This is a genomic window from Reichenbachiella sp. (genome assembly GCF_039944555.1).
In the GTDB taxonomy this organism is placed as follows: domain Bacteria; phylum Bacteroidota; class Bacteroidia; order Cytophagales; family Cyclobacteriaceae; genus Reichenbachiella.
Genome location: NZ_JBDUYN010000001.1, coordinates 214,348 through 239,454 on the forward strand (window position 1 = coordinate 214,348; position 25,107 = coordinate 239,454).

The following is a 25,107-nucleotide window of genomic DNA, read 5'->3' on the forward strand; positions in this document are numbered from 1 at the left end:
TTGAAAATATATGAGTGATATACGAATTAAAGTGGTGGCTTATGGCATTGCCCGTGATATAATCGGAGGGAAAGAAATGGCGCTGAGTCTTGCTGAAGGGATTTCAGCATCGGAAACCATGTCCATTTTGAAGAAACAGTTTCCTGCTTTTGATCAATTGTCTTCGCTTCAACTGGCTATCAACGAGGAATATGTTGCGGATAGCCACCCAATAAAAGAAGGAGATGAACTCGTGCTCATTCCGCCTGTCAGTGGAGGTTAATTATTCAATTTTCATTAATCATTTCTTCAATGATAGAAATTACAAAAGATAGAATAGATGTTGCCAGGATAATAGCTGCGGTGTCCGACTCTGGTGCCGGCGGGATAGATGTTTTTATTGGCACTACGAGAAACAAGACCCAGGGTAAGGCAGTGGTGAAGTTAGATTTTGAGGCCTATGAGCCCATGGCGATCAAAGAACTACAAAAAATAGTAGACCGTGCAAAAAGTCAATGGCCCATCCTAAAGTATGCTATTTCTCATAGGACCGGTGTCGTAGAAATTGGTGAGGAAGCCGTGGTCATAGCCGTATCTACTGCTCACAGACAAGCCGCTTTTGAATCGTGTAAGTTTATCATAGACGAGCTGAAGAAAACGGTACCTATCTGGAAAAAAGAAATCTTTGAAGACGGCGACGTTTGGGTGGCCGCACATCCTTAACTCAGCATTTTTAGTGCTTCCTCATATTCCTCAGGTGTATTCACATTTTTAAGTACCACAGGGTCATTCAGATGTACAATCTCAACATCTGAATTAATCAGTACTTTTCTGGGACATGAATAGCCCAGGCTTAAAAAATGTAATAAATGAGCATAAGCCCTGGGTTCCCATAAAGTTATAAGTGGTTCAGGAAAATCTGTCTCAGGGTTGTAGAATGCGGTGGCGACCTTAGAAGGGTTTCGTCTTGATTTTAGCAATTCCAGAGTCTCTTTAGTCAGAAATGGCTGGTCGCAAGCCGTTACCAGCCAAGCGGTGTTGGGATTGGATCTGAAAGCAGAGAGAATGGCACCGTACGGCCCAAGTCCTACAAAAGTATCTGGGATTTGAAGCGTATTTGACTCATCTGTCTGATCCTCTCTTACCGAATAGTAAGCCTGGTCGGTTACCTCGTTGAGCAAGTCAAACATATGCTCTTTCTGACCTTTACCAAAATAATTGATTTGGCTCTTGTCTCTTTTCATACGTGTGCTTTGGCCCCCGGCCAGTACAAGCCCATGGACCGGAGGAAGGGAATTTCCCAATTTTTGTTGGATAAAAGAAGCAACTGCTGTAGTATCGGTAATCGAATATTGAGGAATATCGTCAAAGTCTGTTAAATGTGAACGAAGGTAGTCAGGAACCTTGCTTTCACCTTTGTGGAATAGAATCAGCGATACGTTGGTCAGTTTACTAAGCTTTTTTTCCAATGATTTCCTGGAGTCAATGACAAGAATCTGTTGGTTGCCTTCAAAGTGATTGCCGTTGATGAGTACCAAATCCTGGTCGATAAATTTTCTCTTATGACCAAATTCATTAATATCACCCATTTCGTCAAAACGGTGAAAGTCGATCTTATCAATATATTCTAGTTTGTTACCAGTGTTTAATGAACTGCCCTCCATATTAGAGGCATCATCTGCGCTTTTGTGATCCGCATCTACATATGCTATTTTGTATTTATCAGATAGTTTCGTGCTTATCAGCTGTGCCAGATTTTTAATTTCTCCGCAGGGTGTTCCAAGAATTGCATATTCGTTTCTTGCGAACTTACCTAAGTTAGGTCTGGCAATTTTGGCATGTTTTTGATGCTTCTTACCCATTGTATTTATAGTCTTTTTTACCACCTGTTTTAGATATCAATCTGGTTTCGGTAACCACAATTTCATGTGATAGGGCCTTACACATGTCGTAAATAGTCAGAGCGGCCAATGAAGCTCCAGTTAGTGCTTCCATTTCGACCCCTGTTTTGGCTGATATTTTGGCCGTGCATTCTATCACTACATTTAGTCCGTCAACTTCTATTGAGAAATCACAGCCGTCAAGCCCGATGGGATGACAAAGAGGAATCAGCTCTCCTGTTTTTTTTGCTGCCATCGTACCGGCAATAATCGCAGTTTGAAAAACCGGTCCTTTTTTCGATTGAATCTCTCCACCCTCCAATCCAGACATGATTTCATCAGTCAGCCGAACGGTGCTACGTGCAGTGGCCGTACGTAAGGTGACCTTCTTGTCAGAAACGTTGACCATGGCAGGATTGTTTCCGGAATCTATATGAGAAAATTTGTCGTTTTTCATCTTTGAAGTACGATTAGGAGAAGAGTTGTTTTTAATTTACAAAACTTGAGTTATACGGATTCGATTGGGCAACAGATTGCCATCTTGCAATATGTCTTTTTTAACGAATAAGTTCGTGTACATTCCATGCGGATTACCTCATGGATTCTATGTAAAATTAGAAAATCTGATATGATATCTGTAGAAGAGGCCAAAAATATTATTCAATCGCAACAAGTTGATTGGGGCCAACACAAAGTTGGTTTAGGTCAGACGATAGGAGAAGTGTTGGCAGAGAATGTTTACGCTGATCGCGACTTTCCACCTTTCGATAGGGTCACCATGGATGGAATTACTTTGAGTTTCGATGCTTTCAATTCAGGAATAAGAGAATTTAAAATACAGGAAACGCAGTTTGCCGGAGTACCAGCATCCTCATTGAAAAGTAAAACCAATGCAATCGAGATAATGACCGGAGCTATTTTAAGTAAAGGTTGCGATCTGGTGATTAGATATGAAGATCTCGAATTCTTTGAACAGGAAGAGGAAAGGTGGGTCAGGATCAATTTAGATACAACAGAGCGATGGAAAAACGTTCATCGTCAGGCAAGTGACCAGAAAAGTGATGAGCTACTCATTGAGGGTGGAGTGACAATTACTGCAGCTGAAGTTGCCATTATGGCTACGGTGGGCTATGATGAAGTAATGGTACTTAAGAAACCAAAGGTTGCAATTGTGTCCACTGGAGATGAGCTGGTCGAGGTGGCTGATAGCCCATTACCCCATCAGATTAGAAAATCCAATTCCTTGGCTATCGAAGCTTCTTTGAATCAATTGAAAGTGCCAAATAGGCTGTTTCATCTTTTGGATGATAAGGAGGCACTGATGCTTAAAATTGAAGGCATCCTGAAGTCATATGATGTAGTTCTTTTGAGCGGAGGGGTGTCAAAAGGTAAAGCGGATTATTTGCCAGAAGTACTTGAAGAGCTGGGGATCGAAAAGCTGTTTCATCATGTGGCTCAACGGCCTGGCAAACCTTTTTGGTTTGGTGCCCAGCCGAACGGAGCTCGGGTTTTTGCGTTTCCTGGTAATCCGATTTCCACTTATGCTTGCTTTCGGGTTTACTTCGTGCCTTGGTTGTTAAAGAATATAGGGAAAGCAATCACTTGTAGAAAGGCCACTTTACGCGAGAGTTTTGCTTTCAAACCTTCCTTAGGATATTTTCTTCAGGTTCGCTCCGAAGAGCGAGAGAATGGTGTGGTTGATGTGTTTCCTGAAACCGGAAATGGATCAGGAGATTTGGCGAATCTCGCCAGAAGTGATGCGTTTCTCTTCCTTCCTGCGGAACAAGATCATTTTGAGCCAGGAAAACCTTACGAGTACTACTCGTTTGATATATCCAATTTGGCATAGATCAAGTCTACACTTTTAAATGGATTAAGTGAGATTAGCTCTTCTTTACAGCCCAATAAGCTAAGAAAAAAGATGTAAAAAGTCAGACTGAATACAAATCTTTTATACCGTACTAAATTCTTCATTTCCAAATAATTATCCTGTAACCAACGCTTCCTCACTTAGAGTCTATTAATTCTAATTGGTTTAAAGTATAATAAATTTTTCTTCAAGATATACTTGCTAGATGTGCTGCTATTGTATTAGTATTCAATTAATTATTGTATAAATGAATCTGATACATGACAAATGTACAATGCTTAGGCATATTCACCAACTTTTATGTTGGGATATATTTCTGCGTAGGTTTTAATGTGCTCCTGGCTTATCCTTCGATAGACGTGATGTCTTTTAACCTTGGTCGGAGTGTCAACCCCTGTAGCTCCCATAAATTCGACAAAACTCTTGACTGTCTCATTATGAAATTTGGCTACACGACTAATTTTATCTTCTACATTCAGGCCTTTGATTAAATGCTGTTTCTGTGTGGCAATTCCGGTTGGACAATGATTGCTGTTGCATTCAAGCGCTTGAATACAACCTAACGCCAGCATCATACCACGAGCACTATAGCATGCATCTGCACCGAGAGCAAACGCACGAAAAATATGAAAGCCCGTCAGGATTTTACCCGAAGCCAGGATTTTAACTTCCTTTTTCAGGCCGTAACCTCTAAGAGAATCACAGACAAAAGCCAAACCATCACGTAAGGGCATACCGATATTGTTAGAAAACTCCAGTGGAGCGGCTCCAGTACCGCCTTCTCCTCCATCCACCGTAATAAAATCCGGTGTGATGTTGGTATTTTGCATGGCAATGCACATATCAGTAAATTCCAGCTTGTTACCCACACAGAGCTTAAATCCTACAGGTTTTCCACCACTCAAGTCTCTCAGTTTCTTAATGAAATGCATGAGCTCTACCGGATTATGAAAGGAGCTATGTGCGGGTGGCGAATCCACCCGGGTGTATGGTTCGACCGCACGGATGGCAGCTATTTCCTTGGTGTTTTTTACTGCCGGAAGTATCCCGCCATGACCTGGTTTTGCACCCTGTGACAACTTGATTTCAATCATCTTGACCTGGGGTTGAGAGGACTTCTCTCTGAACATTTCTTCGTCGAAGGCACCCTCTTTATTTCTGCAACCAAAGTAACCGGTACCTATCTGCCAAATCAGATCGCCACCTTGTTTTATATGGTAGCCACTTATACTTCCCTCTCCGGTATTATGCGCAAAGCCTCCCTTTTTTGCTCCTCCGTTTAATGCTTCGATTGCGCGATCACTTAATGCGCCATAGCTCATGGCCGAAACATTGAAAATACTCGAACTATAGGGTTGCTTACAATCCGAACCACCAATCATCACTCTGGGATGAGGGTCCAAATCATGGTGATCTAAAGGGTGAACAGAATGATTGGCCCATTCATAACCTTCATGATAAACATTGATTTTGGTTCCAAAGGGGTTAGTGGAGAGTGCACCTTTGGCCCTTTGATAAACTATGGATCGGTACATTCTGTTGATCGGGGCTCCGTCGGTCTCAGATTCAATGAAATACTGATAAATTTTGGGGCGGAGATCCTCCATGATGTATCGAAACATACCGAGAAAAGGAAAATTTTTCTTAAGTGTATGTTTTTTGTCCAATATGTCGGATATTCCAACAAAAAGAATGGGGCCGACAACAACAAAACTCCACCATACCCATGGCCAATATAAGGAAAGCGCGATAAGCGTGAGGCAGGTGACAATGGATAGTCCTATGAATTGGTTTCTCATAAGTTGAGGTTAAAATGAACAGACTCAAATTAGTCAAATTATCCCTCTCATGCACATATTGTGAGAAAATTATAAATAATCCGGTTAATTTCAAGGTGCATGCAACCCTGCTAGTAATCTTTAGTCTTTGGTATAGAATTTTGATAATCATTGGAAATAGGAAATAAGGACATTCATTATCATCTGATTGAGGCAGCTAAACGCTACGATCAATCGGCTCAATTTGAGCTTTACAACTTGTATGTTAAAGCCATGCTGAATGTGAGTTTCAGGATTGTGAATGATCGTGACGAAGCTGAGGATGTAATCCAGGAGGCATTTGTCAATATTTTTAAAAATATAGACAAATATCGAGGTGAATCTACTTTTGGTGCTTGGGTGAAACGTATTGTGATCAATGCCTCTATCAACTTGCTCAAAAAAAGAAGACTGGATTTTGTTGATGTAGATGAGGCAGGAGGAATGATTGATGATGACTTCGAAACAGAAGAAGAATCATTGAGCCTGCCAGTCATCAAATCTGCCATAATGGAACTACCTGAGGGGTTTAGGGCTGTCTTGACGCTCTACTTGCTCGAAGGCTACGATCACAAGGAAATAGGAGAAGTTTTAGGAATTACAGAATCGACCTCAAAGTCCCAGTTCAACCGGGCGAAAAAGAAGTTGAGAGAGATTTTAAAAGAGAGATATCAGTATGAAAGATAACTTAGAAGATTTCATCAAAGTGCACCGACAAGAGTTTGATGACCTGGAGCCGAGAAAAAATACCTGGACCAGGATTCAAAATGAACTGAATCACGAGATGCAGCAGAAGGATTATACCTGGATATGGAAAGTGGCGGCAGTTGTGTTTTTGTGTTTATCTGTTGCTCTGGCAATAGAGCGGACTACGGGTACTGAAGTCCAGCAAGTGGCTGAAGCATCTGGTTTGTCAACGGTTAAGAGTCCATCTGCAGAATTAACTGAAGTTGAGAGCTACTATACTCAGCTCATTGCACAAAAAAGAGGAGAAATAAAAAGTGTGATTGACAAGAAAGGATTTGTAGACATTGAGCTGCTCGAAGACATGGAGCAATTGGACGAGATGTATGCCAATCTCAAAAATGACCTAAAAAGAAATCAGAATGATGAAAGGCTGATTAATGCCATGATTCAAAATCTGCAATTGAGAGTCGAAATTCTAAACAAACAATTGAGGATTTTAGAACGGATAAGTAAACAAGAGGAAAATGAAAAAATTAGCGTATAGTCTGATATTATTAGTAGCCCTGGTTGGGTTGCTAGCTGGCAACACTGAGGCCAGGGACAAGGGTTTGGATTTTGAAAAAAACAAGAAAATTTCAAAGACCTATCAAGTGGATTCAGACGTGAAACTTGATATTAATAATACTTTTGGACGGGTACATATCAATACCTGGGACAAGAATACAATTACGGTGGATATTGAGATTATTGCCAGGATGCACAATGAAAGTCGGGCACAGGACCTTCTGGACCGAATCCGAATAGACATCGAAGAATCGTCCTCCGAGATTTCTTTTGAGACTAGACTTGGCAATTTGAAAAACAGAGACAAGGAAGAGTTTGAAATAAACTATAAGGTAAATATGCCAAAATCAAACCCCCTTAAACTTAGGAATAGTTTTGGAGGAAACTATCTTGGGGATTTGGATGGAGACAATGAGATCAATATTTCATATGGAGACTTACGCTTTGAAAACCTGTCAGGTGAATCCGACATTAAGATATCTTTCAGCGACGGCTCCATTCGATCGATGAAGAAAGGAGAAATCGAAATCAAATATTCAGACGTTGAGTTTGAAGAAATCGGCATGGCCAGATTTGAGCAAGGTTTTTCGGATGTTGAAATCGAAAGGGCAGGCACCTTAGACCTTACAAGCAAGTATGGTGATGTTGAGATAGGTGTGGTTCAGGGCATCAAGGGTTATGTGGGGTACTCAGAATTTTCCATTGCCAGACTGGAGGTTGAAATGGATATGGAAACTTCCTACAGTGGAGGCTTTACTATAGACGAAGTAGCAAAAGGGTTCAGCGAAATAATCATTGACGGTAAGTTTGGCGACTTCAGAATATCCTTTGAAGAGGGCTCAAACTTTACTTTCGATACGGAACTCAGCTTTAGCGATTTTAGCTATTCGGGATTGCCGCTTGACTTCGATTACAAAATAAAGGAAGACTTTAAAGCTCGATATAAAGGGAAGATGGGTTCTGGCAAGGGAGGCTATATTCGAATAGATACCAGCTACGGAGATATTCGTTTCCGATAAGAAAGTATAACTCAAAGACTCAATCTGCGTATGAGGATTCTTATGCATAGATTGAGTTTTTTTATCGTTGTATTAATCATCTATTCTTTTCTGGACTACTATGTCTTTCAGGCAGTCAAAGTAGTGGTGGGTAATTTTACTCCAACAGGAAAGTTGGTTATTTATATTCTCTATTGGTCTCTTACCGTGCTATCTCTCTTTGCTGTACTAGCATTTGGTAGTGTGGATACTGCTAAGTATGCCAATCTGCGTACCTTTCTGGCTACCGCAGTTTTCATGAACATTCTAGCCAAAATGACTGCTGGTCTTTTTGTTTTTGCTGATGATATTCTAAGATTTGGTAAATATGCCTATCAGGGGTTATTTCAAAATGGAACTCCTAACTCCACCTCCGAAAACGGAATTTCACGTTCAGAATTTTTGTCGAAATCAGCCCTAATCGCTGGAGCAGTTCCTGTTGCTGCCATGAGCTATGGAATTTTATCGGGAGCATATGATTATCGTGTAAGACACCGTACAATCGCATTGAAAAATTTACCAGCTGCGTTTGACGGCATCCGGATCGGCCAGCTTTCTGACATACATAGCGGCAGTTTTTATAATAAGACTGCAGTAAGTGGTGGAGTGGACATGCTCAATGCGGAAAAACCAGATCTATTTCTATTCACTGGTGATTTGGTAAATAATGAATCGAAGGAGGTAAGCGAATACCTTGATATTTTCTCTAAAGTAAACGCCACGGCCGGTAAATTTTCCGTACTTGGAAACCATGACTACGGTTATTATAAAGCATGGCGATCTAAAGATGAGAAAAAAAGGAATTTGGAGCAACTAGTAAAATCCCATCGCGATATGGGTTGGGATATTTTGTTGAACGAACATCGCTATGTAGAGGTTGATGGTGAGCGCCTGGCCATTATGGGTGTAGAAAACTGGGGAGCCAGAGGCTTTACGAAATATGGCGATTTGAATAAGGCGTCCGAGAATGTTGAGGCCGATACTAAGATATTGCTGTCCCATGACCCAAGTCACTGGGATGCGCAAATTCGCCCAGAACATAAGGATATTGACCTAACACTTTCAGGCCACACTCATGGATTTCAGTTTGGTGTTGAGATTGGTAATTTCAGATGGAGCCCCTCCCAGTACCTTTATAAGCAATGGGCTGATCTTTACTCAGTAGGCAATCAGCATTTGTATGTGAATAGAGGATTTGGGTTTTTGGGTTATCCTGGCAGAGTAGGGATATTACCTGAGATTACTATTTTGGAGCTTAAAAAAGCCTGACAGAATATTTGTAAGGGCATTCAATGTACCAACTGTTATTTTGTTGAGTACTGCTAAGCAATTAAGTTGAGTATTGATCATTAGTAACGGAAATGCCTCTTCGGTTTTAGTTGATAGACACAAAGAAGGGATATTAAGCAAGTATTCATAAAGAGGCTTCGGCCTCTTTTTTTGTCTTACTTTGTTGATCAAAAGTACCCTAACATTTTTTTGACCTTTTTCTTGTAGGATCTTCCAATCGGAATATTTTCATCGCGCAATGTGATTTGATTTGGAGAAAATGAATCCACGAAATCAAGGCATATTATAAAAGATCTATGCACTCTTAAAAATTTGCTTTCAGGTAAAGAATTTTGCATGGCTGTCAAGCTTTTGTAAGCTACTATTTCCTTTTCAGTCGTTTTTACTTTTATATAATTTTTGAGACTTTCTATGTAGACGATGTCTTTAAAAAAAATCTTTTCTAGTCTCTTTTCTACCTTGAGGTAGATGAACTTCTCTTCTTCACTACTTTCAGCAGTTCCTTTTTCTAGTTTTTGATCTTGTGAATTCGATGAAAGCCAGATTCTATAAAATGATGCGCCTAGAGGAATCACAGCAGCCAGATTCACATCCAGGATGGTGTTCATGAGCTCGGTAACGGTAAAGAAATTTGAAACATTCCAGTCCGGTAAATAAGTGGGCTGCACATGATACAACATTACTGGTCTCTGAATGGCTAGACTTACAATTGTGAGCAATAAAAAGTAGAATATGGTAAAGGATATAAATCGCTTCTTTAAAAAGAAATGAGGAATAAGCACATATAGAGTAGCATAAACCAGAATTAATCGAGAGGGCAAACTGTATAGTTGTATTGCAAAATTGCGATAATAGTTATCGTCTGACGTTCCCCAAACCACTCCAAAAAACACAATCAGAGCAATCCAATAAATGAAGTGTTTTGCGATTCTATTAAGAACTTTGGCTTTCAGTGTGTAATTCGATTTTGGTACAGACACAAATGTTTTTAAAAATGAGTAAATATTAAAACAAATTATTACGAACAACCCGCAATCTGGTATAAATAACACGATTTCATATATGAAAAATGACTGATTCAGGGATGGCGTGCTCAAATGGCCTGTTTGGTGATTGCATGTCATCTGAATAGAAAAAAGGGCGACTATATAAATGAGTTGTTAATTGATAGCTTTCATGGCATCTAGCATCATGTTTAATTTTTAAATCTGATTGGTATGATTACAAGAAGCAAAGTATTTCTCATTGGTTGTCTCCTTAATTCTTTGGCGTTAGCTGTCCAAGGACAATCCATTGAATTAAATAAGGTGGAGCCTCCAAATTGGTGGGTTGGTATGGAGGACTCTTCACTTCAATTATTGGTTTATGGCAAAAACATAAGCCTCACAAAGCCGAGTATAGATTATTATGGAGTTGAAATAAAGAGTGTTACAACTTTAGAAAGTGCAAACTATTTATTTGTGGACCTTGAGATTTCCCCTGATACCAAGCCAGGTTCCTTTGATCTCAATTTTAGTAAACGAAACAAACAAATACTGACTTACAAATATCATTTGAACATTAAATCTGATAGGCCTGCGAATGGTCAGACTGTAGACGGGTCGGATGTTCTATATCTGATTACACCTGATCGCTTCGCTAATGGCGACTCAGTGAATGATAGCACCGATGATACTTTAGAATCTGCAAATCGCTCCGACCTGGATGGAAGACACGGCGGAGATATAAAAGGTATAGCCGACCACCTTGACTACATAGAAAGACTAGGAGTAACCACACTTTGGCTAAATCCATTTTTGGAAAATGATCAACCCAAATACTCGTATCATGGCTATGGAATTTCGGATTTTTATAAGACGGATTCCAGATATGGGTCAAATAATGATTTTAAAAACCTAGCCGAGTCGTGCCACAAAAAGGGACTGAAAATTATCATGGACCAGGTGTTCAACCATTGTGGTGCAGGACATTGGTGGATGAATGACTTACCGGCAGCTGACTGGCTCAATCAATGGGATTCTTTTACACGAAGTAGCTTTACCAATATTGCCGCTTCGGATCCTCATGCCTCACGGGCGGATTATGATTTGTTTACCAAAGGCTGGTTTGATATTAATCTACCAGATTTAAACCTGTCGAATAAATTCTTAGCCACTTACTTGATCCAAAACTCTATTTGGTGGATAGAATTTGCAAAATTAGATGGCATAAGAATGGATACCTACCCTTACCCTGATAAGTATGTGATGTCCGATTGGGTAAACCGAATTACAACAGAATATCCCGATTTCTATATAGTTGCAGAAACCTGGGAGAGTAAAGCATCTTCATTATCCTACTGGAATAGAAAAAACGCTAACAAAGATGGTTATGAGCCACATATCAACAGCGTTTGTGACTATCCGCTCTATTATGCTATGTTGTCCGCATTTGGTACGGAAGGCAATACCTATAAACTATATGAGACACTGGCCGAGGATTTTGTATACGGAGATGCCTCAAACAATAAAGTATTCAATGGAAATCATGATGTCCCTCGTTTATATACTTTACTAGGAGAAAATTTGGCTAAAGTAAAATTGAGTATGGCCTTTACATTGACAACAAGAGGTATTCCACAATTATACTACGGTGATGAAATTTTAATTGCCGGAGATAAACCTGACGGGAATCTGCGGAAAGATTTTCCCGGTGGATGGAAATCTGATGACCGCAATGCGTTTTCAAAAGAAGAAAGGACATCAGAAGAAAACGAACTGTATGAATACATAAATGCGATTCTCGCATGGCGCAAGGATGCAAAAGAGATTCACTTTGGCAAGCTGATTCATTTTCAACCATTAAATAATGTATATGTGTATTTCCGATATGCAGACAATGAAAAAACAATGGTAGTTATTAACAATAGCCATGAATCATTAAATAGATATGGCCTGGCTCGATTTCAAGAAGAATTGTTAGGGTATACTTCGGCCACTGATATTATTACCGGAAGATATCATGAAACACTTGATCATATCGATATGGAGGCGAACACCGCGCTGATTTTAAAACTAAAGAAATAGAGTGATGTAGATCTAAAAAAAGAAGTTGGGTCTATGATGGCTAAATAAGCTTAACAATTGAAGAGGCCCAGGCCTCTTTTTTGGTTAAAATGAAATGTAAATGTTGCTCTCGTTGGGTTGAATTTCCCACTCGAAGTCAAAGTCATCAGCAGAGTTGCCCTCCCTGGAAGCTCTTACGAAGTAACTACTTGATGAAGTAAATCCAATCAATTCCTTTGTTTCACCGAAGTTCAGTACTGTTTCTCTGGTGAATCTTCCGTCAGAACTCAGCTTTCTATAAATCACATAAGAATCAGGGTTGGAATTATGGATTTGGGCGAAGACTTCCATTTGCGGATCGCTTGAATTCGGTGTGAAAGGTTCTTGCTCCTGGCATGAAACCAAGAGCAATGTAAACGTGGTAATTAGAATTGCAGGTTTCATACATTGTGAACAACGATGTAGTTAATTAAGTTCAGTTATTTCTCAAAAAGCACCTCGCCATCCACAATAGTGTATTCTATCTCTGTGTTTAGAATTTCCTGAGCCGCTATTTTCATTATATCCTTTGACAAAACGGTGAAGTCAGCAACCTTACCAATTTCTATGGTACCTTTTATGTCCTCTTCGAAAGCTCCGTATGCATTGTTAATAGTATAAGCTCTCAATGCTTGCTCTCTTGTCATTCTTTGATCGGGTTCATAGCCTGATTCAGGTTTGCCAGCTAATGTCTGTCTCGTCACTGACGCATAAAAACTTGCCAGGGGAGTTAAAGGTTCTACTGGGGCATCCGTTCCATTCATTACATTGGCACCTGTGGATATAAGTTCTTGCCACATGTAGGCTCCTTCTACAATTCGGGTTTCTCCTAACCTATCAATAGCCCATGGTCGATCAGAACTCATGTGTATGGCTTGCATGGAAGGTATTATTCCTAGTTGACCAAACCTAGCGATATCATTACCGGCAATATGTTGTGCATGCTCTATCCTAAATCTAGGATTGGTCATGGTTGTGTCTGATTTGAGAATAATCTCATACATGTCCAGCACTTCATGGTTCGCTCGGTCTCCAATGCAGTGCGTCGCGATCTGGAATCCATTCTTTGTTCCTTGTTCAGCCACTCTCATAATTTGATCTGCAGGTGTAATGCGCAGACCTTGGACACCAGGAGCATCAGAGTAGTCCTCCAAAAGTAATGCCCCCCGAGAACCAAGTGCACCGTCAGCATATAGCTTAATCGAACGAATGGTTAAGAAATCATCTCCCAGTCCGATTTTCGGTCCAGTTGCAAACCAATTTTTCAACAAGTCTTCTTCCATACCGTCTAGCATTACATAAAGTCGGATTTTCAATAATCTGTTGTTTAAGAAAGACTCATAAAGGTCAATAGTATTTTGTTTTGCTCCGGCATCATGAAAACTGGTGATGCCATTCTTCAGGCACTCTTCTATAGCCATATTAAGTATCTGAATCCTTCGTTCGTCAGTATCTTCCGGAATCACTCCTTCCAGCAGGAGCTCAGCTGTTTCGTTTAGAATTCCAGTTGGATTACCACCTAAATCTTTAAAAATAGTTCCTCCTTCGGGGTTTGGTGTATCCCTTGTAATCCCTGCGAGTTCGAGGGCCTTGGCATTCGCCAATACTGCATGACCACTTGCATGCGACAACACCACGGGGTTATTCGGTGATATTTCAGATAGTTTATGATGGGTAGGAAAGCCGTCAATCATATTCTCTGGAAGAACAAACCACTTGTCCTGATGCCACCCTCTTCCAAGTATCCATTCTCCATCTTTGGCGCTGTCAACCTTAGCTTTTACCAGTTCTACAATTTCGTTGAAGCTCCTGGTTTCCAACAAATCTAAATTCAAGAGATTCTCACCAATTCCCATTAAATGGCCGTGGCCCTCAATGAACCCTGGGGTAAGGGTTTTTCCTTCCAGGTCTATAATCGAGGTGGTGTCTGCCACCCACTGATTGGCATTTACATTGTTCCCAACATATACGATCTTACCATCAGCAACTGCCAGTGCTTCTGCTTTTGGTTGCGTTTCATTTAGTGTATAGATATTCCCGTTGAATAAAACCAAATCTGCCTTTGGATGTCTGTCAATGCATGATAACTCAAGACAAATAGCCAAAAAGGCTAAGAAATAAAACGTAGAGCGCATTTTGCTGCTTAAAAATGTAACTATTCAAACCGGTTAGAACATTAAGTTTACCATTTTTGTAGCTAATTATCAAAAAAATATTTGGCAACGGTAATTCTCAGGTATGAAGGTATATACGAAAACAGGAGACAAGGGGACCACAGGGCTATTAGGAGGAACAAGAGTATCAAAGGCTCATTTGAGAATTGAATCCTATGGCACCCTAGATGAACTTAATAGTCATGTTGGTATGGTGCGTGATCAGCCAGTAAATGAAACAATTGCTGACGAACTAATTATTATCCAGAATACATTGTTTGTAATTGGATCACATCTGGCATCTGATCCGAATAAGTCAAAGGTTGTTATTCCCGATATTACGCAAGATCAGATCGAACAAATTGAGTTGGCTATAGATAGAATGGATACAGAATTGCCAGAAATGAGGAATTTTGTATTACCGGGAGGGCACGTGTCCGTTTCGACTGGTCATATCGCAAGATGTGTTTGTCGGAGGGCAGAGCGATTAGTAATTGCATTGGCCGAAAACGAACCTGTCAATGACAACATAACCAAGTACTTAAATAGGTTATCTGATTACCTGTTTGTGTTGTGTAGATGGATGACTTTAAAACTGGAAGCAACCGAGGTTCCATGGAAACCTTAAAAAGTTGCTAAAATCCTTTTCAAATAGGACATTGAAGCAGTTTTAAACACCTATTTTAATTAGATTTGTACATATAATACTACCCAAAATAAAAGAGTTGATAATGATTGAGACGGCAGAGTTTGAAATAAAAAAGACCGAAAGGTCTAGAATCAGTGAAGTGGATTTTAGTAATATCCCGTTTGGTAAGGTGTATTCAGATCACATGTTTGTAGCTGACTATGCAGATGGTGAGTGGAAAAACTTGAGAATTGAGCCTTATGGAGATTTAGCTATTAGCCCGGCCAATGCCACTTTACACTATGGTCAATCCGTATTTGAAGGTTTGAAGGCCTATAAAAACCAGGAGGGGGAGATTTTGGTTTTCAGACCTGAGGCCAATGCCAGAAGAATGATCATTAGTGCAGAACGGATGTGTATACCTCCAATATCTGAAGAATTTTTCATGTCCGCATTAACAGAGTTGTTGAAATTGGATAGTGCTTGGGTACCAAATGAACCCAATACCTCATTGTATATCAGACCTGTCGTATTTGCTGACGATCCGTATGTTGGAATCAGGCCATCTGAAACCTATAAATTTTTGATTTTTACCGCTCCGGTAGGTGCTTACTATTCTGAACCCGTGAATGTGAAAATTGAAACCAAATATACAAGGGCCGTGGCTGGTGGAGTAGGCTATGCGAAAACCGCTGGTAATTATGCAGCATCGCTATATCCTGCCCTGCAGGCGCAGAAAGAAGGATATCATCAGCTCATATGGACCGATGGTCAGAATCATGAATTTATTGAAGAGGCAGGCACAATGAACTTGATGTTTTATATCAATGACACTCTGATTACTGCCCCAACTGGAGACTCTATTCTGGATGGTATTACCAGGGACAGTGTACTTACGCTCGCCAAAGATTGGGGTATGAAGGTTGAAGAAAAACGACTGAGTGTAAAAGAGCTTGAGGAGGCTCTAAAAAAAGGAGAAGTAAAAGAAGCGTTCGGTGCTGGTACAGCTGCAACAATTGCAAAAATTCATAAAATTGGATATAACGGTACGGATTACGTGCTACCAGAAGCAAAGCCACTAGCTGACAAACTTTTCGACACACTGGATAAAATCAAACTTGGAGAGATCGAAGATACGCATGGATGGGTTTATAAGGTATAGCTTCCTCTATCGATACGAAATGCAAAGTCCCGATTGATCGGGACTTTTTTTATGCCTAAATTTCTCATTTCAATTAAAAATAAGTAACCGGTTTCGACATGATTAGATTTACAGCACTTCTTATCTTATTTTCTTTATCATCTCTGCCGTGTTTTTCACAAACTAAATTTCAGGCACCTGAAGCGACCACCGCTGAGGAGAGAATGCTCAATAAAACACTGAAACAGGAAATATTGAAAGCCTCTTTGATCAAAGATATTCCTTTCAGAAATGTTGGCCCCACCATTATGAGTGGTCGTGTGGCTGATTTAGCTGTAGATCCAAAAGACTATACTCACTTCTATGTAGCCTATGCTTCTGGTGGACTTTGGGAGACCAAGAATGGAGGGCTGTCATATGAACCACTCTTCGATGATCAGATGGTCATGTCCATCGGTGATATAGCTGTCAATTGGAAAACCAAAGTTATCTATGTGGGAACAGGAGAAAATAATTCGAGCAGATCAAGTTATTCAGGAGCGGGGGTTTTCAAATCGAGCAATAATGGTAGAACATGGACCCATCTTGGACTGGCCGATACCCAACATATAGGACGGATCGTATTACATCCCACCAATGATAGAATCCTATGGGTGGCGGCTGTTGGACATTTGTATTCAGACAATAACGAACGAGGTGTATATAAATCCAACAATGGAGGACAAACCTGGACAAAAACGCTGTTTGTAGATAGCAAGAGCGGTGCTATTGACCTGGTCGTTGATCCGGTAAATGCGAACAACCTATATGCGGCAATGTGGCAGCGAGATCGTAAGGCTTGGAATTTTGATGGATCGGGATTGGGCAGTGGGATCTATAAATCTTCAGATGGCGGCCAGCATTGGACAGAAATATCAGGAGGAAACTCAGGCTTTCCGGATACGAAGGGCACGGGCAGGATTGGTTTGGCCATTTATCCTCAGAACCCTAAAATAATCTACGCTCTCCTGGACAATCAAGACCGCCGACCTGAGGAGGAAAAAATGTTTGAATACGGACTAACAAGGGATCAAATCAAAACTATGGATAAAGCAACCTTCTTGGCACTCGATGATTCATTACTAAGCAATTATCTCAAAGAGAATGGTTTCCCTGAACGGTACGATTTAAAAGAAGTGAAACGGCTTGTGCAAACGAGCGAGGCGAGGCCGTCGGAAGTAGCAAATTACTTCGAGGACGCGAATGCCCAACTTTTCAATACGCCGGTAATTGGTGCAGAACTTTATCGATCCGATGATGCTGGGGCTACTTGGCGAAAAACACATTCGGATTACATTGATAATATGTACTATTCTTACGGCTATTATTTTGGAGAGGTACGGGTCTCAGCCAAAAACTCAGAGCATGTCTATGCCTTAGGTGTACCCATTATCAAATCAGAAGACGGGGGAAAAACCTGGAAAAATATAGAAGGAAATAATCAACATGGAGATCATCAGGCGCTTTGGGTCGATCCGAATGGTTCGGGTCATTTGATCAATGGCAATGATGGAGGAGTGAATATCTCTCATGACGATGGCAAAAACTGGTTAAAAAGTAATCCGAATGCGGTAGGTCAGTTTTATGATATCAACTATGACATGGACGAACCCTACAATATCTACGGCGGGTTGCAGGATAATGGGGTCTGGTGGGGTTCTAGCCAATACGAATATTCCACGGGATGGCAGATAAGTGGTAAGTACCCTTGGCAATTATTGCTATGGGGAGATGGCATGCAGACAGAGATCGATACAAGAGATAACAATACGGTCTACACCGGTTATCAGTTTGGACACTATTATAGAATAGACAAATCGACTGGTGAAGAAACGAAGATTACGCCTATGCATGATCTCGGTGGAAAGCCATTTCGATGGAACTGGGAAGCACCAATCCTCTTGTCCAAACACAATCAAGACGTAGTCTACATGGGATCGAACAGGTTTCATAGGTCTAACAACAGAGGAGATGATTTTGGCAAGCCTTCCAAGGATTTAACCAAAGGCGGTAAGAAAGGAAATGTGAGTTATGGTACATTGACTGTAATCGCCGAATCTCCCTCCAATGCAGATTTGATATATATTGGTACAGATGATGGGGTCGTACAGGTATCGCAAGATGGTGGCCAAACATGGACGATCATTGATCCGAATCTGACTAAGAATTTTTGGGTGAGTAGTATTGTACCATCAAAACACAAAGAAGGTAGAGTTTATCTGACGCTCAATGGCTATCGCTGGGACCAATTTGATGCGCTGATTTATGTTTCAGAAAACTATGGTAAAATCTGGCGTCAATTAGGGTTAAATCTTCCTAAAGAATCAGTTAATGTTATTGTAGAAGACCCTGTCAAGGAAGATGTACTCTACCTGGGTACTGACCATTGCGCTTATACGTCAACAGATCGAGGGAATACATTTATGCCACTAGGCGGAGGGTTGCCCAATGCAGCTGTTCATGATCTGGCTGTTCATCCTAGAGAGAACGAACTGATTGTAGCCACACATGGTCGCTCGGTTTATATCGGTGACATTACGGCCATTCAAAACCTGACCGCATTGGAAAGAAAGGAAACACTTAAATTCTTATCAATTGATAAAGTCGGACATAATAAGAATTGGGGTGGGTATAAGGACGGTGGTCGATGGAGTGGTTTTGAAGAACCATCATGCAATATCATCTTCTACAGTCAGACGCCAGGAAAGGGAAAGCTGAAAGTGATGTACGAAGATCGGACGATGTTCAGTACGAATTTAGATATTTCTTCGGGACTCAATTTCTACTCCTATGACCTTTCACGATCTGGAGATGAGGCCGAAGATGGTACTCCTCCGGCTAGGAACGGAAAGGTTTATTTGGAAAGTGGTGAGTATCAAATCGAACTAGAACAGATGGGTAAGAAAGTCATGGGCAAACTTCAGATTACCGATGACTAGATATCTCCTTAAATCATATTGTAATTGCCAACAATACTATTGCACCGATAAGTAGAAGAATACCTACTGATTCTCCAGTTTGGTGTTTTGATTTGTCAGATTTTAGCTGACTTTCAACTTGTTGAATGAAATCTATTTCCACGGCCTTATTTTGGTATTCCTGTCGGAATATTGCGTCTTCACTAACAAGAATTGCCAGTCCCGAAAAGGCAGAAACGCTATACGAATCTGTAAGTGTCAATTCAGTATTTATGTATGGTTTGGTGACTGTTTCCGAAGTTATATTGATGATGGCGTTGGCGCAATTGGTCCATGCTTCATATTTAAGATGATCCAAAACCTCATCTCCATTTGAGTTTTTCCTGCCGGTGACTTTGACCAAACCGATTACCTCATAATTAAATTCTGCCTTTTCTCCTTCGAAGAAGAGGTACATCTTTTCAGCACGTGATTTACATGTAACATCAGATTTTGCAACAATTTCTGTTTTAAAGTAATTTTCGGATGTGATACAACCTGAAAATGTAATAACTGACATTAAGCAAAGGATAATGTTTGTTTTGGAGAGCATGGTGAATAGAAATTTGTTAGGAATCACCAAAATCAAATATAATGCCATAAGAAATCACATCTTACGGAACGTAAATATGAATTGTAAATGTCCGGAAATTAAGTAATTACCGGTCTGATGTTAAAAATGCCTGTTGCTAAGTAATCAATAATGACCACTCAGCTCAAACTCTTCTTTTTCTGAATCAAGGAGTTTACCATCTTCACACTTAAGAATGCGTTGGGGGTAGTCATTAATGAAATGATGATTGTGGGTAGCCATGAGTACGGCCGTACCACTTCGGTTAATCTCAAGGAAGAGGTTGAATATGCCATCTGAAACTTCCGGATCCAGATTGCCTGTAGGTTCATCCGCAATCAGGATAACCGGTTCATTGATTAGGGCTCGGGCAATCACCACACGTTGTTGTTCTCCACCGGAAAGTTGATGTGGTTGCTTATCTGCCGCAGCGCCAAGTCCTACTCTCATGAGAACCTCAGCCAGGCGTGTTTTCATTTTGGATTTATCCTTCCAGCCGGTGGCCTTCATGACAAAAACAAGATTTTCTGTTACTGTGCGATCAGGGAAAAGTTGAAAGTCTTGAAAGATGATGCCTATCTTTCTTCTTAGATAAGGAACATCTTTCGATTTGACATCCTTGATGTTAAATCCAGCCACATCTGCGGTGCCTTCTCGAAGTGCTAAATCCGAGTACAGAGTTTTAAGAAGAGATGATTTTCCACTTCCCGTTCTGCCAACAAGGTAAACAAATTCACCTTTCTGAATTTTGAAGCTAATAGAATTAAGCACAGCCTGAGATTCCTGATAGATGGTTGCATCGTTTACTTCTACTACAGGGTCCGAGCTAAATTCCATTGTACTTATATGTTTAAAGGTTGAATTTTACCGAAAGGAAGTGCTTCGATGATAGATCTAAGCTCTTCTTCCTTGCCCTCCAGGCCATATTTATCAAGTTTTTTAAGCGGGCGATCAGCTCGAAAATAGGCAATTAACACGAAATCATCATCCCGTAACTGGATATAGTCGGGTATTTTGGCCTTTCCTTTTACCTTAATGATGTGCATAAGATTATGGCTACGAGATGATGAGATACTTAGGGTTTAATTTCCCTTCTGATGATCTGCTAAAAACTGTGCTAAACCGCTGTCGGTCAATGGATGTTTTAGTAAACCAGTGATTACTTTCAATGGACAAGTCGCTACATCGGCGCCAATTTCCGCACAGTGAATCAAGTGCATATTATGTCTTACTGAGGCCGCTAATACTTCAGTCTCTAATTCAGGATAGTTGCTATAGATATGCACGATCTGCTCGATCAATTGCAATCCATCTACTGAAATATCATCTAACCTTCCAATAAATGGTGAGACATAAGAAGCACCGGCCTTAGCAGCCAATAAAGCTTGTCCGGCATTGAAGATCAAAGTACAGTTGGTTCGAATACCTTCACTACTCAAAGCTTTGATGGTCTTAATACCATCTTTGATCATAGGCACTTTTACCACGATTTTATCATCGATTTTGGCAAGTACGTGTGCCTCTTTCATCATGTTTTCATAGTCGGTAGCAATTACTTCAGCACTTACATTGTTATCTACTATATCACAGATCTTTTTGTAATGAGCTAAAATATTGTCCTGACCGGTGATGCCTTCTTTGGCCATCAATGATGGGTTGGTAGTCACTCCGTCCAATACGCCTAAGTCATAAGCTTCCTGAATCTCGTCAAGATTGGCCGTGTCGATGAAAAACTTCATATTTTCTTTTTTTGTGTGTGAATGAAATTGCTAGAGCCGCAAAAATATAAGAAATGTGTCAAGGAATTAATGAATCAAGCAATTAATAACTCAAGGAATCATTAGCTCATTAAATCATTGGAAAGAGGAGAAAAGAAAAATGGCAAATCTCTATCGCACCGCTACGACTACCTACCCTTGCTTCTTTCCAGACCTGGGGGAGTTCGATAGGAGCTGGTCGTATCGATTTGCCGGTACAAAATTAGAACGATTTTTACCGAAAGCCAGACTTCCTGCAATTATTTTTTTAAGTTTTGGAAACCTATGTTTCTCGTGCCTGTCTTTTGCTTGTAATTAGATTGGAATTTTAATCAAATAATGAAAACAACTCAAATAACACTCGGACTACTGCTGCTTTCTTTCTCTGTGTTTAGCCAGACGATTATCCCACAAAAATCGGATACTACCAACCAAAAACCGAAGCTTCAATATTACGGAGAAAAGGAAGAAGAGAAACCTGCTCAAGAAGCACTCAAACCTTTGGAATCAGGTACTGTGCCTCAGCAAGTATCGATACAAAAAGATAGCAGCGCTTCGCAACCTGTGGTAATCAAATACTATCAGGCCACAGAGGTGCCGGAACCCGAAAGGGAAGAAAAACCAAAAAGGAATAAAAACAGAATAAAGACTCTGACTGGTAAAATGAGCCACAGTGGAGGCTATGGCGCTGTGAGTTTTAAGTCTTCCAGTTTTAAAGGCGAAACACTGGTCATGGGAGGATTGCGCGGTGCGTGGGTGGTCAATCGAACACTGGCTATAGGTGTGGATATGTATGGCATAATCCCAACTACCAAGTATGACAACATTGACCCAGATGACGCTCAAAAGCGACTTCGTTTGTTAGGAGGTTATGGCGGGTTTATGTTGGAACCAATCTTTTTCTCGAACGAGGTTGTTCACATCACCTTCCCCGTGTCAGCTGGTGCAGGGTGGTTGGGGTATGAAGATCCCGACAATCATAACTCAAGCAATGAATCTGATGATTTGGTCGACGATGATGTTTTTTGGTATATCGAACCAGGTGCTAATCTGGAAGTCAATGTGGCCAGAAATTTCAGGATTGATTTTGGTGTGTCCAAAAGATTTACACAAGATCTTCAACTAGTAAATACTTCTGCTGATGAATTTGATGAGGTGGGTTACTATCTCACACTTAAGATAGGCAGGTTTTAAACATAGTTTAGTCTCATTTAGCACTGTTAGCATTTTTTAATGCCAACAGTGCTTCTCTTATATGCTTTTTGCCATTCAGTTGGGACTGAAACGAATGTATTAGAATGCCCTTCTCATCGAAAATGAATGTAATTCTTTCCTGAAGTAAACCAAACAGATTACGTTTTACTCCAAATAATTTCTCTACTTCATTTTTTGAATCACTCAGCAGTTTGAATGTTAAACCGTGTTTGGTTGCAAACCTCTTATGGGAGTTCACGCTATCTGCACTTATTCCAAATACTTCGGCATCCAGATTTTTGAATTCATTATAGTTAGATTCGAACGTACAGGCTTCTATTGTACACACCGGGGTGTCATCTTTAGGGTAGAAAAAAATGACCAATGGCCGGCCAACAAAATCCTGTATGGCTATCATTTGATCATCTTGATCGGCAAGTGAAAATCCTGGAAGTAGTTCACCGATTTGTAATTTCATTATTAACTATACTTTTCTATTATCTTGATGAATTCTGCTTCCCTTTCCAACAGTTGATCCAGAACCCTAATCTGATTTTTTGCTCTGTCTAAATTGTGATTAGTGTAGTCAGTGTGATAATAAGTGTCATTACGCAAGTAATCACCCAAAAATCGTACGACTTGTTCGTAAGTTATAAGAAGACCGCCGCTAAAAAGCTCACGTTTTTCATTCTTTTCGAGCAAGCTTTTAGTAACAGATAGATAACCTTTGGTCATTGCTTCGAAAATATCACCTCTTACCACAACCTTGGATATGTCTGTTTCATTTTCATCTGCAAGACATAAAAAGGACCTTACCATATCTCCATAGTCAAAAATTACTTTTTCTAGCATGACTGTATCCAAATCAATAACCTTGATGGCCTTATTGGATTTCATATCAAATAAGATATTGCTGATCTTTGTATCGTTGTGGCAGACACGATTTGGCAAGGATCGGGTGTTTTCAAACAGAGCTACCATAGCTGTTTCAAGCTCGGATATCCGGTTTAACTCATCGGCGCAGGAACTAAGTCGATTTGCCACATCCGCTTCAATAGCAAGGTGAAATTCGTTTAAGTATCGTTTCAGGTTGTGGAACTCCGGAATAATTGTGTGTAAATTGGTTGGGTCCAAATCCAAAAAGGAAGCAGTGAATTGGCCAACCATAAATGCTCCTTCAAAGGCAATATCGGAGTTAGGCACTTGTTCGAAAGTACGAGATTGCGGAACAAACTCCTGTGCTCTCCAGCAACTTGATCCTTGGTGCAAAACCATCGATCCTTCAAGATTTTTCATCAACCGGGGTATTATCAGTTCTCTTTTTTCAGAGGCCAAATGTTTCTCAAGTCGCTGATGATTTTCTATTAAATGCTCAGGATTTAAAAAAATAGATGTGTTTATTTTTTGAAGAATAAATTTGAAATCATTGCTGCCTTCCGGTCCTGAAATAAGAAATGTTTCCTGAATATTGCCTGATGCCAATCTGGTGGCCTTGGCAGACTCTATATATCGGAATTGCTGAGCTATGTCCAGGACATCATTCATATTAGTTCCATAATGGGCTTGGATATTTGCCATCTGCCACGTAGCTCTGAATAGCCTTTGCGGCAAATCCTGCATCTTCTTTGTAAGTCACGCCAAACCACTTGGCTGCTGAATGAAGGACAGATACTTTTATCATTCCCTTTTTAATCATTTGATCAATTACAGTAGGGATTTGGTATTCGTCTTTTGTGAGGTCTTTTGTAGTAGAAAGAAAATCCTTAAACTGAAGCCTCAATTCATCAAATAGATTGTTTTGAAAGCCCCAGAAATTCATGGAAGCTAATCCTTCTGTTATTTCCTGGTTCTCATCTGCGTAGATCTTACCATCCTTTTCGTGAATGCCATGGGTTTCTGTAATAGAAGATAAGTAGCCATTGTCATCGCTAATAGAAATTCCTCGTGAGACTGTACCGTTTTCAGACAAGGTATTGATAAGATCGTATCCTATCATGCTATAATTATCAGCCCCAGTATATGATTGAAGGTATTCTGCCATGGTACGAAATGCTTCTTTACCGTAATAGTCATCAGCATTGATCATAGCAAAGCTGCCTTTGATCAAATTTGAAGCGCTCATGATCGCATGCGCTGTTCCCCAGGGCTTAAGTCTTGCTGATTGGATCTCTGCAGGAATCATATCGGTATACAAATCTTGATAAGCGTAAGATATTTTGTCTTTGGCCGCACTCATTTTGTTTATGAGATCGAAAGTATCCTGTTCAACTTCTTTATTGATAACCAGGACAATCTGGCCAAAGCCACTATTCAAGGCATCGTAAATGCTGTATTCCATGATAGTTTCACCATGTGGCCCCATTGGGGTTACTTGTTTGGCACCGCCAAACCTGCTGCCTCTACCGGCCGCGAGTATGAGTAATGTGGGTTTCATTAAAATTTCGTATTGAATTAGATAAT

The 25,107-nt window shown here is 40.4% G+C and carries 25 protein-coding genes and 1 other RNA gene; 12 read left to right on the forward strand and 14 right to left on the reverse strand.

Annotated elements, in window-relative coordinates:
- Nucleotides 1–10: 10 nt before the first annotated feature.
- Together ABJD64_RS00845 and ABJD64_RS00850 are read left to right on the forward strand one after the other, a co-directional pair.
- A complete protein-coding gene (locus tag ABJD64_RS00845) occupies nucleotides 11–262 on the forward strand; it encodes a MoaD/ThiS family protein (RefSeq protein WP_348182151.1) in 252 nt (83 codons plus the stop codon).
- A 29-nt stretch (nucleotides 263–291) separates the two neighbouring features.
- Nucleotides 292–702, forward strand: coding sequence for a molybdenum cofactor biosynthesis protein MoaE (locus ABJD64_RS00850; RefSeq protein ID WP_348182152.1), 411 nt, complete (start codon nucleotides 292–294; stop codon nucleotides 700–702).
- Here ABJD64_RS00850 and ABJD64_RS00855 read toward each other — a convergent pair.
- Together ABJD64_RS00855 and moaC are read right to left on the reverse strand one after the other, a co-directional pair.
- On the reverse strand, nucleotides 699–1,841 hold the full coding sequence (locus tag ABJD64_RS00855; RefSeq protein ID WP_348182153.1) for an NTP transferase domain-containing protein: 1,143 nt from the start codon (nucleotides 1,839–1,841) through the stop codon (nucleotides 699–701). The two genes, ABJD64_RS00850 and ABJD64_RS00855, sit on opposite strands and share 4 nt — an antisense overlap.
- A complete protein-coding gene (gene moaC, locus ABJD64_RS00860; RefSeq protein ID WP_348182154.1) occupies nucleotides 1,834–2,316 on the reverse strand; it encodes a cyclic pyranopterin monophosphate synthase MoaC in 483 nt (160 codons plus the stop codon). The genes ABJD64_RS00855 and moaC overlap by 8 nt, the downstream gene beginning before the upstream one ends.
- 171 nt (nucleotides 2,317–2,487) lie before the next feature.
- Here moaC and ABJD64_RS00865 point away from each other — a divergent pair, with 171 nt between their 5' ends.
- The gene (locus ABJD64_RS00865; protein ID WP_348182155.1) at nucleotides 2,488–3,708 is read left to right on the forward strand and encodes a molybdopterin molybdotransferase MoeA; all 1,221 of its coding nucleotides are present in this window, start codon (nucleotides 2,488–2,490) and stop codon (nucleotides 3,706–3,708) included.
- Nucleotides 3,709–4,007: 299 nt separating this feature from the next.
- On the opposite strand, the gene ABJD64_RS00870 is transcribed toward ABJD64_RS00865, so the two are convergent.
- Nucleotides 4,008–5,528: an FMN-binding glutamate synthase family protein gene (locus ABJD64_RS00870; RefSeq protein ID WP_348182156.1), complete on the reverse strand. Its 1,521-nt coding sequence runs from the start codon at nucleotides 5,526–5,528 to the stop codon at nucleotides 4,008–4,010.
- A gap of 150 nt (nucleotides 5,529–5,678) precedes the next feature.
- Between ABJD64_RS00870 and ABJD64_RS00875 the strand changes: the two genes are divergently transcribed.
- From ABJD64_RS00875 to ABJD64_RS00890, 4 genes are read left to right on the forward strand one after another with little or no spacing between them, the layout of a single operon-like run.
- A complete protein-coding gene (locus ABJD64_RS00875; RefSeq protein WP_348182157.1) occupies nucleotides 5,679–6,233 on the forward strand; it encodes an RNA polymerase sigma factor in 555 nt (184 codons plus the stop codon).
- Nucleotides 6,223–6,777: a hypothetical protein gene (locus ABJD64_RS00880; RefSeq protein WP_348182158.1), complete on the forward strand. Its 555-nt coding sequence runs from the start codon at nucleotides 6,223–6,225 to the stop codon at nucleotides 6,775–6,777. Before ABJD64_RS00875 ends, ABJD64_RS00880 begins: the two co-directional genes overlap by 11 nt.
- Nucleotides 6,758–7,816 (forward strand): hypothetical protein, encoded by a 1,059-nt coding sequence (locus tag ABJD64_RS00885; RefSeq protein WP_348182159.1) that lies wholly within the window; start codon nucleotides 6,758–6,760, stop codon nucleotides 7,814–7,816. Before ABJD64_RS00880 ends, ABJD64_RS00885 begins: the two co-directional genes overlap by 20 nt.
- Before the next feature lie 30 nt (nucleotides 7,817–7,846).
- A complete protein-coding gene (locus tag ABJD64_RS00890) occupies nucleotides 7,847–9,103 on the forward strand; it encodes a metallophosphoesterase (RefSeq protein ID WP_348182160.1) in 1,257 nt (418 codons plus the stop codon).
- Between the two features lie 188 nt (nucleotides 9,104–9,291).
- Here the strand turns inward: ABJD64_RS00890 and ABJD64_RS00895 are convergent, their stop codons facing one another.
- Entirely contained in the window at nucleotides 9,292–10,104 is an 813-nt protein-coding gene (locus tag ABJD64_RS00895; RefSeq protein ID WP_348182161.1) for a LytTR family DNA-binding domain-containing protein, read from the reverse strand.
- 237 nt (nucleotides 10,105–10,341) lie between these two features.
- Here ABJD64_RS00895 and ABJD64_RS00900 point away from each other — a divergent pair, with 237 nt between their 5' ends.
- Nucleotides 10,342–12,189: a glycoside hydrolase family 13 protein gene (locus ABJD64_RS00900; RefSeq protein ID WP_348182162.1), complete on the forward strand. Its 1,848-nt coding sequence runs from the start codon at nucleotides 10,342–10,344 to the stop codon at nucleotides 12,187–12,189.
- 84 nt (nucleotides 12,190–12,273) lie between these two features.
- Here the strand turns inward: ABJD64_RS00900 and ABJD64_RS00905 are convergent, their stop codons facing one another.
- Nucleotides 12,274–12,612, reverse strand: a complete 339-nt coding sequence (locus tag ABJD64_RS00905) for a hypothetical protein (RefSeq protein ID WP_348182163.1) — start codon at nucleotides 12,610–12,612, stop codon at nucleotides 12,274–12,276.
- Between the two features lie 35 nt (nucleotides 12,613–12,647).
- A complete protein-coding gene (locus ABJD64_RS00910) occupies nucleotides 12,648–14,342 on the reverse strand; it encodes an amidohydrolase (RefSeq protein ID WP_348182164.1) in 1,695 nt (564 codons plus the stop codon).
- 103 nt (nucleotides 14,343–14,445) lie between these two features.
- On the opposite strand from ABJD64_RS00910, the gene ABJD64_RS00915 reads away from it, so the two are divergent.
- The 3 genes from ABJD64_RS00915 to ABJD64_RS00925 all read left to right on the forward strand — a co-directional run bounded on the left by ABJD64_RS00915 (nucleotide 14,446) and on the right by ABJD64_RS00925 (nucleotide 19,107).
- Nucleotides 14,446–14,988 carry a cob(I)yrinic acid a,c-diamide adenosyltransferase gene (locus tag ABJD64_RS00915; RefSeq protein ID WP_348182165.1) on the forward strand — a complete coding sequence of 181 codons (543 nt, stop codon included), beginning with the start codon at nucleotides 14,446–14,448 and terminating at the stop codon, nucleotides 14,986–14,988.
- 103 nt (nucleotides 14,989–15,091) lie between these two features.
- Entirely contained in the window at nucleotides 15,092–16,150 is a 1,059-nt protein-coding gene (locus ABJD64_RS00920) for a branched-chain amino acid aminotransferase (RefSeq protein ID WP_348182166.1), read from the forward strand.
- A 98-nt stretch (nucleotides 16,151–16,248) separates the two neighbouring features.
- Nucleotides 16,249–19,107: a glycosyl hydrolase gene (locus ABJD64_RS00925; protein WP_348182167.1), complete on the forward strand. Its 2,859-nt coding sequence runs from the start codon at nucleotides 16,249–16,251 to the stop codon at nucleotides 19,105–19,107.
- A gap of 13 nt (nucleotides 19,108–19,120) precedes the next feature.
- Here ABJD64_RS00925 and ABJD64_RS00930 read toward each other — a convergent pair whose 3' ends face one another.
- The 5 genes from ABJD64_RS00930 to ffs form a co-directional block, all read right to left on the reverse strand.
- Nucleotides 19,121–19,645 carry a hypothetical protein gene (locus tag ABJD64_RS00930; RefSeq protein WP_348182168.1) on the reverse strand — a complete coding sequence of 175 codons (525 nt, stop codon included), beginning with the start codon at nucleotides 19,643–19,645 and terminating at the stop codon, nucleotides 19,121–19,123.
- A gap of 177 nt (nucleotides 19,646–19,822) precedes the next feature.
- Complete coding sequence (locus ABJD64_RS00935) at nucleotides 19,823–20,533, reverse strand: ATP-binding cassette domain-containing protein (protein ID WP_348182169.1); 711 nt, start codon at nucleotides 20,531–20,533, stop codon at nucleotides 19,823–19,825.
- 5 nt (nucleotides 20,534–20,538) lie between these two features.
- Nucleotides 20,539–20,742 (reverse strand): fructose-6-phosphate aldolase, encoded by a 204-nt coding sequence (locus tag ABJD64_RS00940; protein ID WP_348182170.1) that lies wholly within the window; start codon nucleotides 20,740–20,742, stop codon nucleotides 20,539–20,541.
- 36 nt (nucleotides 20,743–20,778) lie between these two features.
- On the reverse strand, nucleotides 20,779–21,435 hold the full coding sequence (fsa, locus tag ABJD64_RS00945) for a fructose-6-phosphate aldolase (RefSeq protein WP_348182171.1): 657 nt from the start codon (nucleotides 21,433–21,435) through the stop codon (nucleotides 20,779–20,781).
- Between the two features lie 136 nt (nucleotides 21,436–21,571).
- An RNA gene (gene ffs, locus ABJD64_RS00950) (signal recognition particle sRNA small type) lies at nucleotides 21,572–21,669 on the reverse strand.
- 123 nt (nucleotides 21,670–21,792) lie between these two features.
- Between ffs and ABJD64_RS00955 the strand changes: the two genes are divergently transcribed.
- Nucleotides 21,793–22,647, forward strand: coding sequence for a hypothetical protein (locus ABJD64_RS00955; RefSeq protein WP_348182172.1), 855 nt, complete (start codon nucleotides 21,793–21,795; stop codon nucleotides 22,645–22,647).
- Nucleotides 22,648–22,660: 13 nt separating this feature from the next.
- Here the strand turns inward: ABJD64_RS00955 and ABJD64_RS00960 are convergent, their stop codons facing one another.
- From ABJD64_RS00960 to ABJD64_RS00970, 3 genes are read right to left on the reverse strand one after another with little or no spacing between them, the layout of a single operon-like run.
- On the reverse strand, nucleotides 22,661–23,125 hold the full coding sequence (locus ABJD64_RS00960) for a peroxiredoxin (RefSeq protein ID WP_348182173.1): 465 nt from the start codon (nucleotides 23,123–23,125) through the stop codon (nucleotides 22,661–22,663).
- Nucleotides 23,126–23,127: 2 nt separating this feature from the next.
- Entirely contained in the window at nucleotides 23,128–24,225 is a 1,098-nt protein-coding gene (locus ABJD64_RS00965; RefSeq protein WP_348182174.1) for an aminoglycoside phosphotransferase family protein, read from the reverse strand.
- Nucleotides 24,194–25,081: a sugar phosphate nucleotidyltransferase gene (locus ABJD64_RS00970; RefSeq protein WP_348182175.1), complete on the reverse strand. Its 888-nt coding sequence runs from the start codon at nucleotides 25,079–25,081 to the stop codon at nucleotides 24,194–24,196. Before ABJD64_RS00970 ends, ABJD64_RS00965 begins: the two co-directional genes overlap by 32 nt.
- Between the last annotated feature and the right edge of the window lie 26 nt (nucleotides 25,082–25,107).

What these genes read in the sequence shown, in the direction of transcription:
- ABJD64_RS00845 (WP_348182151.1), top strand. Translation starts at nt 11, where the DNA reads ATGAGTGATATACGAATTAAAGTGGTGGCTTATGGCATTGCCCGTGAT.
- ABJD64_RS00850 (WP_348182152.1), top strand. Translation starts at nt 292, where the DNA reads ATGATAGAAATTACAAAAGATAGAATAGATGTTGCCAGGATAATAGCT.
- ABJD64_RS00855 (WP_348182153.1), bottom strand. Translation starts at nt 1,841, where the DNA reads ATGGGTAAGAAGCATCAAAAACATGCCAAAATTGCCAGACCTAACTTA.
- moaC (WP_348182154.1), bottom strand. Translation starts at nt 2,316, where the DNA reads ATGAAAAACGACAAATTTTCTCATATAGATTCCGGAAACAATCCTGCC.
- ABJD64_RS00865 (WP_348182155.1), top strand. Translation starts at nt 2,488, where the DNA reads ATGATATCTGTAGAAGAGGCCAAAAATATTATTCAATCGCAACAAGTT.
- ABJD64_RS00870 (WP_348182156.1), bottom strand. Translation starts at nt 5,528, where the DNA reads ATGAGAAACCAATTCATAGGACTATCCATTGTCACCTGCCTCACGCTT.
- ABJD64_RS00880 (WP_348182158.1), top strand. Translation starts at nt 6,223, where the DNA reads ATGAAAGATAACTTAGAAGATTTCATCAAAGTGCACCGACAAGAGTTT.
- ABJD64_RS00885 (WP_348182159.1), top strand. Translation starts at nt 6,758, where the DNA reads ATGAAAAAATTAGCGTATAGTCTGATATTATTAGTAGCCCTGGTTGGG.
- ABJD64_RS00890 (WP_348182160.1), top strand. Translation starts at nt 7,847, where the DNA reads ATGAGGATTCTTATGCATAGATTGAGTTTTTTTATCGTTGTATTAATC.
- ABJD64_RS00900 (WP_348182162.1), top strand. Translation starts at nt 10,342, where the DNA reads ATGATTACAAGAAGCAAAGTATTTCTCATTGGTTGTCTCCTTAATTCT.
- ABJD64_RS00905 (WP_348182163.1), bottom strand. Translation starts at nt 12,612, where the DNA reads ATGAAACCTGCAATTCTAATTACCACGTTTACATTGCTCTTGGTTTCA.
- ABJD64_RS00910 (WP_348182164.1), bottom strand. Translation starts at nt 14,342, where the DNA reads ATGCGCTCTACGTTTTATTTCTTAGCCTTTTTGGCTATTTGTCTTGAG.
- ABJD64_RS00915 (WP_348182165.1), top strand. Translation starts at nt 14,446, where the DNA reads ATGAAGGTATATACGAAAACAGGAGACAAGGGGACCACAGGGCTATTA.
- ABJD64_RS00920 (WP_348182166.1), top strand. Translation starts at nt 15,092, where the DNA reads ATGATTGAGACGGCAGAGTTTGAAATAAAAAAGACCGAAAGGTCTAGA.
- ABJD64_RS00925 (WP_348182167.1), top strand. Translation starts at nt 16,249, where the DNA reads ATGATTAGATTTACAGCACTTCTTATCTTATTTTCTTTATCATCTCTG.
- ABJD64_RS00930 (WP_348182168.1), bottom strand. Translation starts at nt 19,645, where the DNA reads ATGTCAGTTATTACATTTTCAGGTTGTATCACATCCGAAAATTACTTT.
- ABJD64_RS00935 (WP_348182169.1), bottom strand. Translation starts at nt 20,533, where the DNA reads ATGGAATTTAGCTCGGACCCTGTAGTAGAAGTAAACGATGCAACCATC.
- ABJD64_RS00940 (WP_348182170.1), bottom strand. Translation starts at nt 20,742, where the DNA reads ATGCACATCATTAAGGTAAAAGGAAAGGCCAAAATACCCGACTATATC.
- fsa (WP_348182171.1), bottom strand. Translation starts at nt 21,435, where the DNA reads ATGAAGTTTTTCATCGACACGGCCAATCTTGACGAGATTCAGGAAGCT.
- ABJD64_RS00955 (WP_348182172.1), top strand. Translation starts at nt 21,793, where the DNA reads ATGAAAACAACTCAAATAACACTCGGACTACTGCTGCTTTCTTTCTCT.
- ABJD64_RS00960 (WP_348182173.1), bottom strand. Translation starts at nt 23,125, where the DNA reads ATGAAATTACAAATCGGTGAACTACTTCCAGGATTTTCACTTGCCGAT.
- ABJD64_RS00965 (WP_348182174.1), bottom strand. Translation starts at nt 24,225, where the DNA reads ATGGCAAATATCCAAGCCCATTATGGAACTAATATGAATGATGTCCTG.
- ABJD64_RS00970 (WP_348182175.1), bottom strand. Translation starts at nt 25,081, where the DNA reads ATGAAACCCACATTACTCATACTCGCGGCCGGTAGAGGCAGCAGGTTT.